The organism is Amycolatopsis sp. NPDC004772, from assembly GCF_053601215.1.
Genome location: NZ_JBSGBK010000129.1, coordinates 1 through 16263, shown reverse-complemented (window position 1 = coordinate 16263; position 16263 = coordinate 1). Strand labels below are relative to the sequence as shown.

The 16263-nt window shown below is 71.4% G+C and carries 15 protein-coding genes and 1 pseudogene; 6 read left to right on the top strand and 10 right to left on the bottom strand.

The annotated features are described in order from the left end of the window. Window positions 1–96: 96 nt before the first annotated feature. Both ACWEF6_RS40450 and ACWEF6_RS40445 read right to left on the bottom strand, forming a co-directional pair. Window positions 97–864 (bottom strand): polysaccharide deacetylase family protein, encoded by a 768-nt coding sequence (locus tag ACWEF6_RS40450; RefSeq protein ID WP_449687805.1) that lies wholly within the window; start codon window positions 862–864, stop codon window positions 97–99. A gap of 108 nt (window positions 865–972) precedes the next feature. After that, window positions 973–1422 carry an SRPBCC family protein gene (locus ACWEF6_RS40445; protein WP_449687804.1) on the bottom strand — a complete coding sequence of 150 codons (450 nt, stop codon included), beginning with the start codon at window positions 1420–1422 and terminating at the stop codon, window positions 973–975. A 68-nt stretch (window positions 1423–1490) separates the two neighbouring features. Here ACWEF6_RS40445 and ACWEF6_RS40440 point away from each other — a divergent pair, with 68 nt between their 5' ends. Next, window positions 1491–3458, top strand: coding sequence for an FUSC family protein (locus tag ACWEF6_RS40440; protein WP_449687803.1), 1968 nt, complete (start codon window positions 1491–1493; stop codon window positions 3456–3458). A gap of 23 nt (window positions 3459–3481) precedes the next feature. Further along, window positions 3482–3688, top strand: coding sequence for an antitoxin (locus ACWEF6_RS40435; protein WP_449687802.1), 207 nt, complete (start codon window positions 3482–3484; stop codon window positions 3686–3688). Here the strand turns inward: ACWEF6_RS40435 and ACWEF6_RS40430 are convergent, their stop codons facing one another. The 3 genes from ACWEF6_RS40430 to ACWEF6_RS40420 are packed head-to-tail and all read right to left on the bottom strand — an operon-like array spanning window position 3689 to window position 7246. Beyond that, complete coding sequence (locus tag ACWEF6_RS40430) at window positions 3689–4657, bottom strand: prephenate dehydrogenase (RefSeq protein ID WP_449687801.1); 969 nt, start codon at window positions 4655–4657, stop codon at window positions 3689–3691. Window positions 4658–4691: 34 nt separating this feature from the next. Then, window positions 4692–6704, bottom strand: a complete 2013-nt coding sequence (locus tag ACWEF6_RS40425) for an FAD-dependent oxidoreductase (protein ID WP_449687800.1) — start codon at window positions 6702–6704, stop codon at window positions 4692–4694. Beyond that, on the bottom strand, window positions 6701–7246 hold the full coding sequence (locus tag ACWEF6_RS40420) for a PadR family transcriptional regulator (RefSeq protein WP_449687799.1): 546 nt from the start codon (window positions 7244–7246) through the stop codon (window positions 6701–6703). Before ACWEF6_RS40420 ends, ACWEF6_RS40425 begins: the two co-directional genes overlap by 4 nt. A 112-nt stretch (window positions 7247–7358) precedes the next feature. Here ACWEF6_RS40420 and ACWEF6_RS40415 point away from each other — a divergent pair, with 112 nt between their 5' ends. After that, window positions 7359–8288, top strand: a complete 930-nt coding sequence (locus ACWEF6_RS40415; protein WP_449687798.1) for a patatin-like phospholipase family protein — start codon at window positions 7359–7361, stop codon at window positions 8286–8288. Here the strand turns inward: ACWEF6_RS40415 and ACWEF6_RS40410 are convergent. Beyond that, window positions 8285–9127, bottom strand: coding sequence for an SAM-dependent methyltransferase (locus ACWEF6_RS40410; RefSeq protein ID WP_310968066.1), 843 nt, complete (start codon window positions 9125–9127; stop codon window positions 8285–8287). The two genes, ACWEF6_RS40415 and ACWEF6_RS40410, sit on opposite strands and share 4 nt — an antisense overlap. Beyond that, complete coding sequence (locus ACWEF6_RS40405) at window positions 9124–9573, bottom strand: MarR family winged helix-turn-helix transcriptional regulator (protein ID WP_449687797.1); 450 nt, start codon at window positions 9571–9573, stop codon at window positions 9124–9126. The genes ACWEF6_RS40410 and ACWEF6_RS40405 overlap by 4 nt, the downstream gene beginning before the upstream one ends. A 152-nt stretch (window positions 9574–9725) precedes the next feature. Here ACWEF6_RS40405 and ACWEF6_RS40400 point away from each other — a divergent pair, with 152 nt between their 5' ends. Together ACWEF6_RS40400 and ACWEF6_RS40395 are read left to right on the top strand one after the other, a co-directional pair. After that, a complete protein-coding gene (locus tag ACWEF6_RS40400) occupies window positions 9726–10688 on the top strand; it encodes an alpha/beta hydrolase (protein ID WP_449687796.1) in 963 nt (320 codons plus the stop codon). 147 nt (window positions 10689–10835) lie between these two features. Further along, complete coding sequence (locus ACWEF6_RS40395; protein WP_449687795.1) at window positions 10836–12044, top strand: alpha/beta hydrolase; 1209 nt, start codon at window positions 10836–10838, stop codon at window positions 12042–12044. 6 nt (window positions 12045–12050) lie between these two features. On the opposite strand, the gene ACWEF6_RS40390 is transcribed toward ACWEF6_RS40395, so the two are convergent. Then, window positions 12051–12944, bottom strand: a complete 894-nt coding sequence (locus tag ACWEF6_RS40390; protein WP_449687794.1) for a hypothetical protein — start codon at window positions 12942–12944, stop codon at window positions 12051–12053. A 190-nt stretch (window positions 12945–13134) separates the two neighbouring features. Here ACWEF6_RS40390 and ACWEF6_RS40385 point away from each other — a divergent pair, with 190 nt between their 5' ends. After that, window positions 13135–13752, top strand: a complete 618-nt coding sequence (locus ACWEF6_RS40385; RefSeq protein WP_449687793.1) for a DUF4383 domain-containing protein — start codon at window positions 13135–13137, stop codon at window positions 13750–13752. Window positions 13753–13773: 21 nt separating this feature from the next. On the opposite strand, the gene ACWEF6_RS40380 is transcribed toward ACWEF6_RS40385, so the two are convergent. Both ACWEF6_RS40380 and ACWEF6_RS40375 read right to left on the bottom strand, forming a co-directional pair. Continuing rightward, a complete protein-coding gene (locus tag ACWEF6_RS40380) occupies window positions 13774–14778 on the bottom strand; it encodes an SCO0930 family lipoprotein (protein ID WP_449687792.1) in 1005 nt (334 codons plus the stop codon). A 624-nt stretch (window positions 14779–15402) separates the two neighbouring features. After that, window positions 15403–16170: pseudogene (locus tag ACWEF6_RS40375) on the bottom strand (lyase family protein); the annotation flags it as partial. Window positions 16171–16263 lie beyond the last annotated feature (93 nt).

Genomic DNA, 16263 nt, shown 5'->3' with positions numbered 1-16263 from the left:
GACAGCTCCACTTCACAACCGGAGGCCTTCACCTGTCAGCACGACAGGCCATCACCGGGTCACCTCAAGCCGGGACAACGTCCCTGGACATCACATCTAGCCGAGGAAGTCGGCCAGGGGGACGGGCGTCAGTCCGTCCTTCTCGGCCCGCTCGACGAACGCCGTGTAGTCCTCGGCGAACGTCTTCCGGAAGTGCATCAGCACGATGTCGCCCGGCTTGAGCTTGTCGCCGGACTGGAATTGGACGACGCCGTCGTTGACCGCGGCCGTCCACAGCACCGAGGCGCGCATGCCGCAGGCGGCCGCCGCCTTCAGGGTGTTCTGGTCGTAGTTGCCGAACGGCGGGCGGAACAGCGACGGGCGGACGCCGAGGCTCTTCTGGAAGTCGTCGGCGTCGTCGCAGATCTCCTTGCGCTGGAACTCGTACGGCTTGCCCTTGAGGTTCGGGTGGTCGACCGTGTGGTCGCCGAGCGTCGCGCCGGTGGCGTCCAGGATCTGCTTGAAGTAGGCCTCGTGGCCCTTCACGTACTTCTGGTTCAGGAACAGCACCGGGTGGGTGCCGTTCTGCTGCATCAGCTTCAGCGCGCCGGGGTCCTGCACGGCGCCGTCGTCCATGGTGAGGAACACGTACGGCTTGTCGGTGGTGATCCGGCGGATGACCGGCACCTGGCCGTTCTCGATCGAGGGCGCCTTCTGCTGGACGGTGCCGAACGGGTAGGGACCGGACGTCTTCACGTCGGGGCTGGAGCCCTGCGGTGCCGGGTTCGGCTGGCTCGTGCCGAACTCCCGCTGGTCCGGCTCGTGCGTCGAACAGGCCGTGAGCGCCACCATCGCCACGGCCAAGCCCGCCACCACTCGCTTCATCCCGCGCCCCCTCTCTCGCGGGTGATCGAAAAGACCACCCGAAAGAGTGACGTCGAGGGACGGGCCGAAGTTGCGCCGGACGATCTTGTGTGGTGCGGCGCACCCAGGTCAGCGCCCGGTTTCGGCCGCCTTGACCAGCTTCGCCGAGAACAGCCGGATGACCGCCCGGAGCGTCGCGGCCAGCGCCGGTCCGCTCCCGCGCACCGGCTCGGTGAACGAGCCCGTCCACCGCAGGTGCGTCCCGCCGCCGGGGGCCGGCGTGAAGAGCACTTCGGCGCGGTAGTCCTTGAGCGGCTTGCCCGCGGCGAAGGCGTAGACGTGCTTGCGGCCGGGCTCGTACTCGAGGGTCTCTTCGCGGATCAGGACCGGCCACATGCCGACCTCGCGCACCGCGCCGATGCCTTCGGGCTCCTCGGTGCCCGGCCGCGCCCAGCGGGCCTTGACGATCAGTGGCTTTCCCCACTCCGCCCAGCGCGGGCCGTCCGCTTCGAGGGCGAACAACGCCTCCGGCGAAGCGGTGCTCGTGCGGTTGACCTCGTACGAGTACTTCCTACCCACCGGTACCTCCTGCGTTGTTGACAGGTTGATAATTAATCGCGTCCGGCGGCGTAGGTCAAGATGAAGGGGTGAGCACGCCGCGCCCCGACCTCGCCGCGCCGCACTGGCTCGTCCAGCTCTTGCGCAGCACGCCGGTGCCGGTGCCGTGGAACATGGTCGCCCGGGCCGTGGTCGCGCTGGCCGTGCCGCTCGCCATCGCCTACGCGGCGGGGGACATCGCCGTCGGCGCGCTCATCTCGACCGGCGCCCTGCCCGCCGTGCTGTCCGAATCGGCCGGGCCCTACCGCTACCGCGCCCGCCGCCTCGGCGGGGCGACGCTCGCCGCGACCGCCGGGTACCTCGCCGGCCTGCTCACCGGCGGCACGCCGGCGCTGTCGGTGCCCACAGTGATCCTGGTCGCCGCGGTGTCCGCGGTGATCAGCGCGGCCGGCAGCAACGCCTCGGTGGCCGGGCTGCAGATGTTCGTCTTCTGTGTGCTCGCCACCGGGCAGCACGCGACCGGCGTCCGCGTCGAGATCCTCTTCGGCTGCTTCTGCCTCGGCGCGGCCTGGAGCTTCCTGGTCGCGCTCGTCACCTGGACGGTCCGCGCGACCAGCCCCGAACGCACCGCCGTCGCGCACGTCTACGTCGAGCTGGCCGCGATGCTGTCGGCGAGCGACGAAGTCGTCTCCCGGGTGGCCCGCCACCGGCTGACCACGGCGATGAACACCGCCTACGACCAGTTGCTGACCGCGCGGTCCTGGCTGTCCGGCCGCGATGCCGCCTACCGTCAGCTGCTCAACCTGCTCTCGGCGACGACGCCCGCCGTCGAGGCCTCGGTGGCGATGGTCAACGCCGGCCGCCGCCCGGCGAGCGAGGTCATCGACCACTTCGTCGCGCTGTCCGCCGCGGTGCTGGCCGGCCAGCCGCTGCCGCCCCCGCCGCTCGCGCCGCCCGGCGACCCCGACCCGGTGCTCGCCGCGCTCTACGCGGGCCTGGTCCGGATCGGCAAGGGTGACGACCGCAAGCGCCGCGCGCCGACGCCGTGGCACCGCCGCCTGCGCGAGTGGGCGACCTCGCTCGCGTCCGGCCCGCTGACCTGGGTCGCCGCGCTGCGGCTGACGCTGTGCGTCGCGATCGCCGAGGTCGTCGGCCTGCTCGTGCCGCTGGAGCGGTCGTACTGGCTCACGCTGACCGTCGGGATCGTGCTCAAGCCCGACTTCGGGTCCGTCTTCGGCCGCGCGGTGCTGCGCGGGATCGGCACGGTCATCGGCGTCGGGATCGGCGCCGCGGTGCTCGGCCTCGGCGCGAGCGGCTGGGTCCTGGTCGTGCTCAGCGCGGTCTTCGCCGGCGGCATCGCGTTCGGGAAGGTGCGCAACTACGGCATCCAGAGCGCGTTCGTGACGCCGTTGATCATCCTGCAGATGGGCCTGGCCCACACCGGGAACTGGAGCGTGGTGCTGGCGCGGCTGGTCGACACCGTGCTGGGCTGCGTGATCGTGCTCGTCTTCGGCTACCTGCTGTGGCCGGGCAGCCGGCGTCCGCGGGTGGGCGGGCGGCTGGCCGACGGCCTCGACGCGGTCGCGAAGTACGTCTCGCGCGCGCTGGTCGAGGCGTCGTCGGGGGAGGCGCGGCTGGCTCGGTCGCGGGCGCGGCGCGGGGCCTACCGGGCCCTGGCCGACCTGCGGACGGCGTTCCAGCAGGCCGTCGTCGAGCCGTCCGCGCACGGCCGCCAGGCGGTGGCGTGGTGGCCGGTGATCGCCGCGCAGGAGCGCGTCGCGGACGCCGTCACCGAGGTCGGCGTGACGATCGGGCGGGGCGTGCCGCCGCCGGCCCCGGCCGACGTCGAGCTGCTGACGGCCGCGCTGGGGGAACTCGCCTCGGCCGTGCGGGAGCAGCGGGAGCCGCGGTCGGTGCCGCTGCCCGACGCGCCGCAGCTGTCCGGGGTGGTCGACCAGCTGGAGTCGGCGTTCGACGCCGTCCGCGGCCCCGACCTGGCCGAACGGGCGCCCCAGGGGCTCGTCCGGCGGTTCCTGCCCTACCACCGGCGTTCGTGACGTCCGTGCGGTTCAATGCACCCATGGGAATCGACTTCGAAGCGTTGAAGGGCAAGGCCGAAGAGGCCCTGCGCGAGCACAACGACAAGATCGAGGAGGGCCTCGACAAGGCTGCCGGCTTCGCGAAGTCGAAGTTCGGCCACGAAAGCCAGATCGACACCGGTGTCGAGAAGGCGAAGGACTTCCTCAACAAGTTCGACGACACGCCGGACAACCCGCCGGCGCAGTAGCTACTGGACCTCGCCGGTCGCGATCCCGTCCGAGAGGCCGGTGATCCGGCCGCCGCGTTCCCCGAGGGCGATCAGGCCTTGCCGCGCGTCCGGCGCGGCCAGGCTGATCCGGACGCCGGCCCGCTCGACGTCGAGGCTGGCGGCCAGCGCTTGCGCGCCTTCGTACCCCGCGTTGATCGTGGCCGCGAGCCCGCCGGTCGACGCGAGCGAACCGCGGGCGGCGCCGAGCCGGCCGAGCGCTTCGTCGACGATCGGCAGCAGCGCGTCCCGGTTGCCTTCGGTCATCGCGCGGACGAGCTGCGGGTTCGACCCGGCGACGCGCGTGCCGTCGCGGTAGGACCCGGCGGCCAGCGACATCGCGAGCGGGCCGCCCTCGGCGCCGATCGTGGCCAGGATCGCCGCCAGCAGGTGCGGCAGGTGCGAGATCCGGGCGACGGCCTCGTCGTGCGACTCCGCGGGCAGCGGGACGACGTGCGCCCCGACGTCCAGCACGAGCTTCGCCACCTCGGCCCAGGCTTCGAGGTCGGTGTCCTCCTCGACGGCGACCACCCACGCGGCGCCCTGGAACAGCGCGGCGTCCCCGGCCAGCCAGCCGGAGTTCGACGTCCCGGCCATCGGGTGCCCGCCGACGTACCGCGTGTAGGGCACGCGACGGCGAACCGCGTCCAGGACCGGCGCTTTCACGCTGGTCACGTCGGTGAGCAGGCAGTGCGACGCGTGCTGGTTGACCAGCCGCAGCAGGTCTTCGACGGCCGGCAATGGCACGGCGAGCACGACCATCGCGTCCTCGGCCGCGGCCCGGTGCAGGGCCGCTTCGACGTCGGTGGTGACGTCGAAGCCCGCTCTGCTCGCCGCATCGGCGTCCACTTCGGAAACCGCGGCACCCCACGCCGTGCGGCCGCTGGCGGCCGCCGCGCGCAACAGTGATCCGCCGATCAGCCCGAGCCCGATCACGCATACGTCTCGCACGGGCCCATCCTGCCAGTGCCGGACGCTCTACGGGCTACAGCGCGGCGGCGAGCCGCGTTCCCTGGTCGATCGCGCGTTTCGCGTCGAGTTCCGCGGCCACGTCGGCCCCGCCGATGAGGTGCACCGGCAGCCCGGCCGCACGCAGGTCGTCGGCGAGGTCGCGCACCGGCTCCTGACCCGCGCAGACGACCACCGTGTCGACGTCCAGCACCCGCGGCTTCCCGTCGACGGTGATGTGCAGGCCGTTGTCGTCGATGCGGTCGTACGTGACACCGGGCAGCTGCTCGACGCGCTTGGCCTTGAGCGCCGCCCGGTGCACCCACCCGGACGTCTTGCCGAGCCCGGCGCCGATGCCGGACTTCTTGCGCTGCAACAGGAACACCTGCCGCGGCGACGGCTCGGGCTGCGGCGTGCCGAGGCCGCCCGCCGCCTGTTCCGGGTCGGTGACCCCCCATTCGGCCATCCACGCGGCCCGATCCAGCGCCGGAGACGCCGTGTGCGTGAGGAACTCGCTGACGTCGACGCCGATGCCGCCGGCCCCGATCACCGCGACCCGCGCGCCGACGGGCTTGCCGTGCTTGACGACGTCGACGTACGAAAGCACCTTCGGGTGGTCGATCCCAGGCAGCGACGGCACGCGCGGCGCGACGCCGGTGGCCAGCACGACCTCGTCGAAGCCGGTGAGCTCCGCGGCCCGCACGCGGGTGCCGAGGTGCAGCTTCACCCCGGTCACTTCCAGGCGCCGCTGGTAGTAGCGGATGGTCTCGGCGAACTCCTCCTTGCCGGGGATCTTCCGCGCGATGCCGAACTGGCCGCCGATTTCGTCGTCGGCTTCGAAGAGTTCGACGCGGTGCCCGCGTTCGGCCAGCGCGGTTGCCGCCGAGAGGCCCGCCGGGCCCGCGCCCACGACCGCGACGTGCTTCGACCGCCGCGTCGGCGACAACGTCAGCGTCGTTTCGTGGCCCGCGCGCGGATTCACCATGCAGGACACGAGCTTGCGCTTGAAAGCGTGGTCGAGGCAGGCCTGGTTGCACGCGATGCAGGTGTTGATCTCGTCCTCGCGGCCGCTCTCGGCCTTCCGGATCCACTCGGGATCGGCGAGGAACGGCCGGGCCATCGACACGAGGTCGGCGTCGCCGCTGCTCAGCGCTTCCTCGGCGACCTGCGGCATGTTGATCCGGTTCGAGGTGACGACCGGGATGCCGACGTGCGGCTTGAGCTTCCCGGTGACCCAGGTGAAGGCGGCGCGCGGCACCGACGTCACGATCGTCGGCACCCGGGCTTCGTGCCAGCCGATGCCGGTGTTGATGATCGTCGCGCCGGCCGCCTCGACCTCCTGGGCGAGCGCGACGACGTCCTCCCAGCGCTGGCCGCCCGGGACGAGGTCGAGCATCGAAAGCCGGTAGACGATGATGAAGTCCTCGCCGGCCTTTTCCCTGGTGCGCTTGACGATCTCGACGGCGAACCGGCGGCGCTTCCCGGGCGTGCCGCCCCAGGCGTCGGTGCGCTTGTTGGTGCGCTCGGCCAGGAACTGGTTGATCAGGTAGCCCTCGGAGCCCATGATCTCGACACCATCGTAGCCCGCTTCGCGCGCGAGAGCGGCGCAGTTCGCGAAGGCGTCGATCTGTTGGCGGACGCCGTGTTTCGTGAGGGCCCGCGGCCGGAACGGGTTGATCGGCGCCTTGATGCTCGACGCCGACACGCTCAGCGGGTGGTAGGCGTACCGGCCCGCGTGCAGGATCTGCAGCGCGATCTTGCCGCCGGCCTCGTGCACCGGCGCGGTGAGCTGCCGGTGCTGCCGCGCCTCGGCGGACGTCGTCAGCTTGGACGCGAGCGGCAGCAGCCAGCCGGTGCGGTTCGGCGCGAACCCGCCGGTGACGATCAGGCCGACGCCGCCGCGGGCGCGTTCGGCGTAGTACTCGGCCAGTTCGGGGAAGTGCGCGGCCTTGTCCTCGAGGCCGGTGTGCATCGACCCCATCAGGACGCGGTTGCGCAGCGTCGTGAAACCGAGGTCCAACGGCGACAGCAAGTTCGGGTACGGGCTCATCGGGCGTCCTTCGGGTGGTGGAGGGCGGCGAGGACTTCGTCGAACCACTCGACCTGGCCTTCTTCGACGCGGATGCCGCCGCGCAGGACCAGGTACTGGTGCAGGTGCTGGCCGGTCAGCGCGGCCGGCGCGGGGAAGTCGCGCTTCTCGATCTGGCGGTAGACGTCGAGGCGTTCGGCGTGCTTCGCGCGGTGGCGGACGATCTCCTCGGCCACCTTCGCCGGATCGCCGAAGGTCGCGCCGCGGATCTTCACGGCCAGCTCGACCGGCCCCGCGGCCGGATCGGGCTCGGCCAGCCAGCGGACGAGCTCGGCGCGCCCGCCGTCGCCGACCGTGTAGACCTTCTTGTCCGGCCGCCCCGACTGCGCGACGACGTCGACGGCCACCCAGCCGGCCTCTTCCATCCGCTTCAGCACGCGGTAGATCTGCTGGTGGGTGGCGCTCCAGAAGAGCCCGATCGACTTCTCGAAGCGGCGCGTGAGCTCGTAACCCGAACCGGCGCGCTCGGACAGCGAGACGAGGATCGCGTGCTCCAGTGCCATGGTTGGAGGGTGCTATGCAACGAGTTGCAGTGCAACGAGGCGCGCATCACTTCACCCCCCTGGGTGGGATAAAACGGGTCGACTAATGCGCGTAAACGACCACGATGGAAGGGTGCACCCGGTACTCGAACTGATCTCCGAACGGATGGCGGCGGGCAGTGTCCCGGGCGAACGCACCGACGTCCGGCGTCTCGCCCTCGCCATCGAGGGCGGCAGCAGCCGCGGCACCTACTCCAGCGGCATGGTCCTGGCCTTGGACGAACTCGGCGTGACCCCCGCGTTCGACGCCGTCTACGGCTCGTCGGCCGGCGCGCTGAACGGCGCCTGGCTGCTCTGCGGCCGCTCCTCGACCGGCGTCCGGACCTGGTGGAACCCGGTCGTCATGCGCCGGATCATCAACCCGCTGCACACGCTGCGCGGCCGCGCGGTGATCGACCTCGAATACCTCGTCCACCAGGTCTATTCGGTGCTGGAACCGATGGACTTCCCGGCCATCCTGGCCAACCCGGTCAGCTTCCACCCGCTGGCGACCGACGCCGACACGGGGGAGTCGACCGACCTGCACCCCTTTCTCGACGACGTCGACGCGATCAAGGTCGCGCTCGCCGCGTCGTCGTGCATGCCGGTGCTGGCCGGGCCGCCGATCCCGATGGCCGGCCGCCGGTTCGTCGACGCCGGCGTGGCCGAGCCGATCCCGTACCGCACCGCGCTCGCGCAGGGCGCCACCGACGTCCTGGTGCTGCGGACCTGCCGCGCCGACGAGCTGCCGGTGCCGCCGCCGCGCGTGCACGACGTCGTGGTGCCGCGGTTCCTGCGCCGCCAGGCGCCCGGCGCGATCCCGGCCTGGCAGGACACCTACCGGCGGGACGTCGAAGACGAAGAAATTCTGGCGAGCGCCCCGCGCATCCTGAGCATCCGACCGCCGGCCGGTGCGCCGGACGTGGCGGTGCTGGAGCGCGACCCGGAGGTGCTGCGCAAGGCCGTCGACCTGGGCAAAGGAGCTGTCCTCGACGTGCTGGAAAGCCTGCGCGAAGCCTCTTAGGGCTTGCGCGCGACGCCGCCGATCACCCGCGACTCGGACGGCGAACCGGCGAACACGGTGTGCTCGTCGGGGTGCCACGCCGGCGCGTAGACGAGCCCCGGTTCGAGCATCGGCCAGCCGCCGAAGAAGCGTTCGAACTCGGCCATCGTCCGCAGGAAACCCGGGTTGGTCGTGGTCTCGTAGTACTCGAGCAGGTCGAGCAGGGCCTGCCGCTCGTCCTCGTTCACCGGGTTCTCGTTGGTCATCTGCGACAGCACCAGCAGCGAACCGGGGGCGAGCCGGGAGCGGTAGAACTCCAGCAGCTGGTCCGGGTTCTGCTCGTCCTTGATGAAGTGCATGACCGCGTTGATCACCAGGGCGACCGGCTGCCGCGGGTCGATGATCTCCGAGGCCTTCACCCGCTCCCAGAGGTCGTCCGGCTGCAGGAAGTCCGCGGCGATGGCGTGGTGGCGCTCGGGGTCGGCGGTGTCGGCGAGCAGCAGCGTCGAGTGGGCCAGCGCGATGGGCTCGTTGTCGATGTAGAGCACCCGCGTGTCCAGCTCGGGTCGGGCGTCGTCGGCGACTTCGTGCACGTTGCCCGCTGTCGGCAGCCCGGAGCCGACGTCGACGAACTGCCGGATGCCTTCGCGGACGCACTGGCGGACCGCGCGGCCCAGGAACTGCCGGCTCGTCAGGCAGTACTCGCCCATCAGCGGCAGGCGGGCGCGGACCTTCTCGGCGAAGTCGCGATCGATCGCGTAGTGCGTGTTGCCGCCGATGAAGTAGTCGTAGATCCGCGCGGCCGACGGCCGGTCGAGACTGCTTTCGACGGCTTTCAGCGCGTCGTCGTGGTTGATCATGCCGGTGTCAGAGCCTCCCGATAGGCGTTCACCGACTCTGTCAGGCGGTCCAGCTCGGCCCGCATCCGGGCCACCCCGGCGTCGTCCAGGCTCATCGCCGTGCCGATCACGTCGGGAATGCCCTGCGCCTTGTCGCGCAACGCCGTTCCGGCGTCGCTCAGGCTGACGCGGACCGAGCGCTCATCGTCGGCCTGCCGGTTCCGGACCACCAGGCCCGCCGTCTGCAACCGCTTGAGCAGCGGGGACAGCGTGCCCGAGTCGAGGTTCAGCTCCGCGCCGAGCTCCTTGACCAGCCGGTGGTCCCGCTCCCAGAGCGCCAGCATGACCAGGTACTGGGGGTAGGTCAGATCGAGGTCCTCCAGGACGACCCGGTACAGCGACGTCACCGCGCGCGACGCCGCGTACAGCCCGAAGCAGAGCTGGTCGTCCAGCCGCAGCGATGCCATGGCGTCCTCCTCTCTCGTAACTCTTCATGCTCCACGACTTCGGGGAGAGCGGCAACTCAAGTGCGCCGCATCTCATCGAGTCTCATTTAGTTGTGCACAACTGAGTTGCGAGCTACCTTCGAGGCATCAGCTTCCACCCCGAGGAGGACGACATGACCGCCAACCCGCACAACCTGGCCCTCGAACCGGCCGCGCAGGCGTTCGCGGAGGCCACCGACCAGCCGCCGTACCTGTTCCAGCTGCCGCCGGAGGAAGGGCGCAAGGCCGTCGACGGCGTCCAGGACGGCGAGGTCGCCATGCCCGCCGCCGAGATCGAGGTGCTGGCCGTCCCGGGTGGCCCGAACGGCGACGTCGAGACGCGGATCGTCCGCCCGGCCGGCGTTTCCGGTCCGCTGCCGGTGATCGTCTACATCCACGGCGCCGGCTGGGTGTTCGGCGACTTCCACACCCACGAGCGGCTGGTTCGCGAGCTGGCGGCCGGGGTCGGCGCCGCCGTCGTCTTCCCCGAGTACAGCCGGTCGCCCGAAGCGCGCTACCCGGTCGCCATCGAGGAGAACTACGCCGTGGCGAAGTGGGTCGCCCAGCACGGCGCCGAGAAGGGCCTCGACACCTCGCGCATCGCGATCGCCGGCGACTCCGTGGGCGGCAACATGACCGCGGCGCTGACGCTGCTGGCCAAGCAGCGCGGCGACGTCACCTTCCGGCAGCAGGTGCTGTTCTACCCGGTCACCGACGCTTCCTTCGACACCGAGTCCTACCACCGGTTCGCCGAGGGCTACTTCCTCGGCCGCGAAGGCATGAAGTGGTTCTGGGACCAGTACACGACGGACCCCGCCCAGCGCGCGGAGATCACGGCGTCGCCGCTGCGCGCGTCGCTCGACGAGCTCGCCGGGCTGCCGCCGGCCCTGGTGATCACCGGCGAGGCCGACGTGCTTCGCGACGAAGGTGAGGCGTACGCGGCGAAGCTGCGTCAGGCCGGTGTCCCCGTCACGGCCGTCCGGTACCAGGGGATCATCCACGACTTCGTCATGGTGAACGCGCTGCGCGAGACGCACGCCGCCGAGGCCGCGATCACCCAGGCCGTCACGGTGCTGGCGCGTGCTTTGGCGAAGTAGTTGAGAAAACGCTGAGAGCGCCGCACGTTGCGGGCCTATGAGCCAACTCACAGGTCCGCAACGTGCAAGCCGGGTCAAACGTGCTATATACGCGAGTCCCGGGGGGTCCGGGTGCGCATCCGCTGCCCGCCCGGAAGGACCGTCCCCATGCACCTCAGCAGCATCCGGCTCGATTCGCCGATCACGATGGTCATCGTGGTCGTCGTGACGCTGCTGGCGATCATCGCGATCCCGTTGTTCTGGGAGCGGTGGAAGCGCAAGCTCCTGTGGCGCACCGTCACCATCCTCTGCGCGGTCGTCTCGATCGTCGTCACCACCGGCCTGGCCGGCAACCTGATCGGCGGGTTCTTCCCGACCCTCGGTTCGCTGCTCGGCACCGGCGTCTACGCGGCCGACAGCATCGACGCCGAGACGAGCGCGAACGGCGAAAACCTCGACCTCGTCCGGGACGTCGGTGCGGCGCACGCCAAGGACGGCAAGGGAACCGTCGTCCACATGAAGGTGACCGGCCGGCGCACCAAGCTCACCCGCGACGTGACGGTGTACCTGCCGCCGCAGTACTTCGACCCGGCCTACAAGAGCCTCAAGTTCCCGGCCGTCGAGTGGATCCCGAACTACCCGTCCGGGCCCGAGGTCGTCACCGACGGGTACAAGCTCCCGGAACAGCTCGACGCGGCGATCGCCAAGCGCGCGCTGCCCCCGGTCGTGGTGATCATGCCGGACCCCACGGGCGTCCCGAAGATCGGCCACGACACCGAATGCGTCGACGAGGTCAACGGCACCGCGAACGACACGTATTTGACGGCGGACCTGCGCGAGTGGGCGCTGCACAAGCTGGGCGTCGCGGCGGACCGGAAGGCCTGGACCTTCGCCGGCTGGTCGTCCGGCGGCTACTGCGCGATGAACCTGGTGACCCGCCACCCGCAGTGGTACGGCCAGGCGGTGAGCGTCAGCGGCTACGACCGCGCGCAGATGGACGCCGAGACGGAGAACCTCTACAAGGGCCGCCAGGACGTCGACGACGCCAACAACGTCGGCATCACGGTCCGCCTCCACCCGTCCCCGGTGGACATCCTGGCCATCTGGGGCGAGAAGGAGAAGTTCGAGGGCGCGGCGGCCGGGCTGATCCAGGCCGGCGTCCGCCCGCCGGTCCGCTTCCAGTCGTGGCAGGTGCCGGACGCCGGCCACAACATGAACACCTTCAAATCCCAGCTCCCCGACATCCTCACCTGGATCGGCGCCCACACGACGCCGCCCGCCCCGGCGGGCCGGCAGGTCCAGACCCTCGGCGGGGTGCAGCCGTGGCCGCTGCCGCGCTCCGGCGCGCCCGGTGCGCTGGCGGACGTCGAGCAGTGAGCCGGCTCAGCCGAGCAGCTTCGAGACGATCTCCGTGACCCGCTTCGACGCGGTCGCGTAGTCGACCTTGGCGGGGTGCTCGGTCAGCACTACGACGATGGAGCGGTTGTCCTTGCCGACCACGCCCGAGGTGTGCAGCATCCGCGTCGGCCGGCAGCACGACCAGCCCTGCTTCACCGCCCACGGCTGTCCACCGGCGGCGTCCGGGATGCCGAAGTACTGCCGGAAGCCGTCGGACCCGCGCTCGGTCGCGTCGCGCAGCGCGTTCAGGATCGTGACCGACTTCTTGGTCAGCAGGTACTGGTAGACCTTCACGACGTCGGCCGCGGTGATCCGCGTGTCGCCCCACCGGCCGGGATCGGCGGGCGGCCGGGTACCGGTGAGGCCGAGCTTCGTGGCCCAGCGCGTGACGATCGACGGCCCGCCGTAGGCCGCCCAGAACCGGCTCGCGAGGTCGTCGTCGCTGCGGGACAGCATCCGCTGGACGTCCGCCGCAGGGCCGCCCTGGTCGAGCACGGAAAGCGCAATCAGCAGCTTCACGATCGACGCGGAGGTGTACCCGCGGTTCGGCTGCACGGAGACGGTCGCCGCGCCGGACTCCCGATCGAAGACGACGGCGCTGACCTCGCCGTCGCGCACGATCCCGGCCAGTGCGCCGGCGTCCACCTCGGCCGGCGGCGCCTTGGGCTCGGTCTTGGGCTCGGTCTTGGGCGCCGGCGTGGCGGACGGCTCGCTCTCGGGCGCGGCTGCCGGAGTCGGCGTCGCGGACGTCGTCGCCGCGTTCGCGGTGACCGCGAGCGGTTGGGGCGCCGCGGCGGTGCTGTGCCCCGCCGTTACCACCACCGCGCCGATCGCCCCCAGGCACAGCCCCACCAGGAAGATGCCGCTCAGCTTGCGCATGACCTGGATTGCCGGGAAGGCCACGCGTCGTTCGCCGGAACGGAGTGCTTTGTGGGATACCTCTCGAAGGGGGCCCGAATCGGGAACGCGGGAGGGCCCTGCGGGCAAGCACCATCGTTTCACCCACCGTGGTCGCGGGGTACTCCAGCGCGGTGACGGTCGTCACCACCCGCTGGGAAGGACTGGAGTCATGGTTCACGCGAAAGGCGCACGCATCCGGGTCCGAGGCCTGCAGCCGGCGCAGGTGCTGGCCGGACTGGCCGGGATCGCGTTCCTCGTCGTCGGCATCATCGGACTGTCAAGGACCGGCTTCGGCGATTTCGCCGGCCACCACGACGCCGGGTTCTGGCGGTTCTCCGCCAACCCGCTGATGAGCCTGGTCCGCGTCGTGACCGGCGTCGTCGGCCTGCTGCTCGCGTTCGGCTCGGGCCGCGCACGGGCGTTCGGCTGGCTGCTGTTCATCGGCTACGGCCTGCTGTTCGTGTGGGGCCTGATGATCGACGGCCTCATTTCGAGCAACCCGTTCGCCAACGCCGGCAACCCGATGGACCTCGAGCCCGCCGACACGTGGCTGCACCTCGGTGTCGCTGCGCTCGGCCTGCTGATCGCGGTCCTGCCGGCCCGCCGCACCATCCTGCTGCCCGAGGACGAGACGGCCGACGAGCCGGTCGTCGCCGAGCAGCGCACCGAGGTCATCGACCGGGTTCCCGAAGAAGAACCGCGCCGCCGGTCGTTCCTGCGTCGTGACCACAAGGGGCGAGGCCCGGAGGTCACTCACGAAGAGCGTCCGCCGGGCCTCGCCCACTAAGAGGTTCGGGATGGTTCGGGTTCAGTAGGTGGTGCCACCGGAACCGGAATCGTTGGTCGTGGCGCCGCTGCCGGCCGGAGCCTGCTGCTGGCCGGCAGCGGTGTTCGGGTTGCTGCCGAGCTTGCAACCGGCGGGCTCGATGACGAACCAGGTGCCGTTGACGCCCTGCCCGTTCGCATCGCCCGGCTTGGTGTCCTTCGAGAAGGTGTAGACGGGCCAGCCGCCGATGGTCACCTGCTCGCTGCCGTCCTGCCGCTTGATGCTGCCGAGCAGCTTCGAGTCGATGCCCTGCAGTTCGACCTTGCCCTTGGAGAGCACCGGCGGCCAGGTCTTGGCGCAGTCACCGTTGCAGGCGGAGGCCTTCTTCTTGGTGTCCTTCTGGAACAGGTAGAGGGTCATCCCGTTCTGGTCGACGATCGCATCGCCGAGGCCGTCGATCTTGCTGGCACTGAGCTTCACGGCGCCGGCTTCGGACTCGCCGGCCGCGGCCTGCCCGGCCTTCCCGCCCTTGGCGTTCGCGGCGTACCAGGCGCCCCCGACTCCCTGGCCGGTCGCGTCACCGGGCTTGGTGTCCTTCGCGTAGCGGTAGAGCGCCCACCCGCCGACGGTGATCTGCTCGGTCCCGTCGGACCGGGTCACCTTCCCGACGTTGTTCTTGTCGACCCCCTGGACGTCCACGTCCCCGGTGGCCAGCACGGGCGGCCAGGCCTTGGCGCAGTCACCGTCGCAGTTGGACTTCGGCGGCTTCGCGGTGTCTTTGTCGAACCGGTAGAGGGTCATCCCGTTCTGGTCGGTGAGCACCTGCCCCACATCGGCCACATCGGCGACGACCAGCTTGGTCTCGTTCGACGCCGGAGCGGCGTTCCCGACCTGGCCGTTGTTGTTGGCGGCCTGGCCACCACCGGTGCCACCCGCCGCCGCAGGAGCGACAACCGGCTGGGCAGTCTCGGCACCCGAGCAAGCGGTGAGCACTGCCAGCCCGGCTGCCGCCGCGGCGACGGAGACGGCGATGCGCGTGCGAAGCATGGAAGTTCTCCTTGTGTCCGTTGGGGTTTCCCGGCCGCTCGGTGCGGCTGCCTGATACCCACTACACGGACCCCCGCCGAGGGCGGTTCAAAGAATTTTCCCGAGCCGTGCGGCGGCCCGTGTCAGCAGCGATAGAGGTGGCTGAGGCGCGGGCCCACCTGCGACGTGGGGGTGGTGCCGGCCGGGCGCGTGTTAGCCGGCCGCGGCGAGGTGTGGCCGCAGCGAGGGGTGGCCGGGCCGCCGGCGGCCTCACAGCGGCCGCGGCGGGGCGGCCCGGGGCAGGGCTGGCTGCGACGGAGCGGCTGGGTGGCAAAGCTGGCTGCGGCGGGGCATAGGCCGGCCGGGCGGCAAGGCTGGCCTAGCGGCGGCCGCGGCAGGACAGCTGGGCGGGGCAGCGGGTGTGGGCCGGGCGGCAGGGGCGCTGCGCGGCCGAGCGACTGCCGCGGCGGGACGGCAGGGGGCCCTGCGCGGCGGTCGGCCAGCGCGCTCGGCCCGGCAAGGCCGCCAGCGCGGGGAGCGGCAGGGCAGCCGCCGACTCCGAGGAGCCGCACTCGCACCGCAGCTTGCCGGAGCCGCCCTCCGAGCTCTCGATCCGTCCCGCTCACCCACGTCGACCTTTGGCCGCTAGTCCGAACTGCCCGGCTTCCTGCCACCGAGGGCGTGGTCAACCAGTGCACCTGCCGCGCCGGTGTAGCCGGCCGGGTCGAGCAGGTCGTCCAGTGCGGCCGGCGTCAGTACGCCGGTGATGGCGGGCAGCTCGTCCAGGACGTCCCGGAGCGGCCGGTCCTCGCGCACCGCCCGCCGGGACGCCTCGCCCAGCAGCTCCTTGGCCGTCGCCTTGCCGAGCAGCGGTGCGAGCACGGCGGAAAGCCGCTCGGAGACGATCAGCCCGTTCGTCGACGCCAAGTTCGTCCGCATCCGCTCGGGCTCCGCGGTGAGCCCGCGCGCCAGCTCGGCGGCAGTGTGCGCGGCGCCGCCGGTCAGACGGAGGCACTCGCGCACCAGCTGCCACTCGGCGTGCCACACCCCGGCCGACCGCTCGTCCTCGGCGAGCATCGACTGCGTCACCCCGGCGGCCAGCACGGGCACCTGCAGCGCAGCCGACCGGATCAGCGTCGCGAGCACCGGGTTCCGCTTGTGCGGCATCGCCGACGAACCACCCCGCCCATCGGCGGTCGGTTCGGCGACCTCGCCCAGCTCGGTCCGGCTGAGCGTCTCGACGTCGACGGCCAGCTTCCCCAGCGCCCCGGCGGCGAACGCGAGCGCGCCGACGAGGTCCGCCACCGGCGTCCGCAGCGTGTGCCACGGCAGCACCGGAGCGGACAGCCCGGTCTCCTCGGCGAACGCGGCCGTCAGCTGTTCCGCGTAGTCGCCGACGTCCGCGCTGTGAGCCCGGGCAGGACGTCGACCGTCGCCCGCGCGTCGTCCAGGGCGCGGTGCGTCGGGCGGGTCCTCGCCCCGAACAGCAGCGCCAGCGCCGTCAGG

Bases quoted from the DNA above. Each gene is read 5' to 3' on its own strand.
- ACWEF6_RS40450 (WP_449687805.1), bottom strand. From the start codon at position 864: ATGAAGCGAGTGGTGGCGGGCTTGGCCGTGGCGATGGTGGCGCTCACG.
- ACWEF6_RS40435 (WP_449687802.1), top strand. From the start codon at position 3,482: ATGGGAATCGACTTCGAAGCGTTGAAGGGCAAGGCCGAAGAGGCCCTG.
- ACWEF6_RS40425 (WP_449687800.1), bottom strand. From the start codon at position 6,704: ATGAGCCCGTACCCGAACTTGCTGTCGCCGTTGGACCTCGGTTTCACG.
- ACWEF6_RS40420 (WP_449687799.1), bottom strand. From the start codon at position 7,246: ATGGCACTGGAGCACGCGATCCTCGTCTCGCTGTCCGAGCGCGCCGGT.
- ACWEF6_RS40410 (WP_310968066.1), bottom strand. From the start codon at position 9,127: ATGATCAACCACGACGACGCGCTGAAAGCCGTCGAAAGCAGTCTCGAC.
- ACWEF6_RS40405 (WP_449687797.1), bottom strand. From the start codon at position 9,573: ATGGCATCGCTGCGGCTGGACGACCAGCTCTGCTTCGGGCTGTACGCG.
- ACWEF6_RS40400 (WP_449687796.1), top strand. From the start codon at position 9,726: ATGACCGCCAACCCGCACAACCTGGCCCTCGAACCGGCCGCGCAGGCG.
- ACWEF6_RS40395 (WP_449687795.1), top strand. From the start codon at position 10,836: ATGCACCTCAGCAGCATCCGGCTCGATTCGCCGATCACGATGGTCATC.
- ACWEF6_RS40390 (WP_449687794.1), bottom strand. From the start codon at position 12,944: ATGCGCAAGCTGAGCGGCATCTTCCTGGTGGGGCTGTGCCTGGGGGCG.
- ACWEF6_RS40385 (WP_449687793.1), top strand. From the start codon at position 13,135: ATGGTTCACGCGAAAGGCGCACGCATCCGGGTCCGAGGCCTGCAGCCG.
- ACWEF6_RS40380 (WP_449687792.1), bottom strand. From the start codon at position 14,778: ATGCTTCGCACGCGCATCGCCGTCTCCGTCGCCGCGGCGGCAGCCGGG.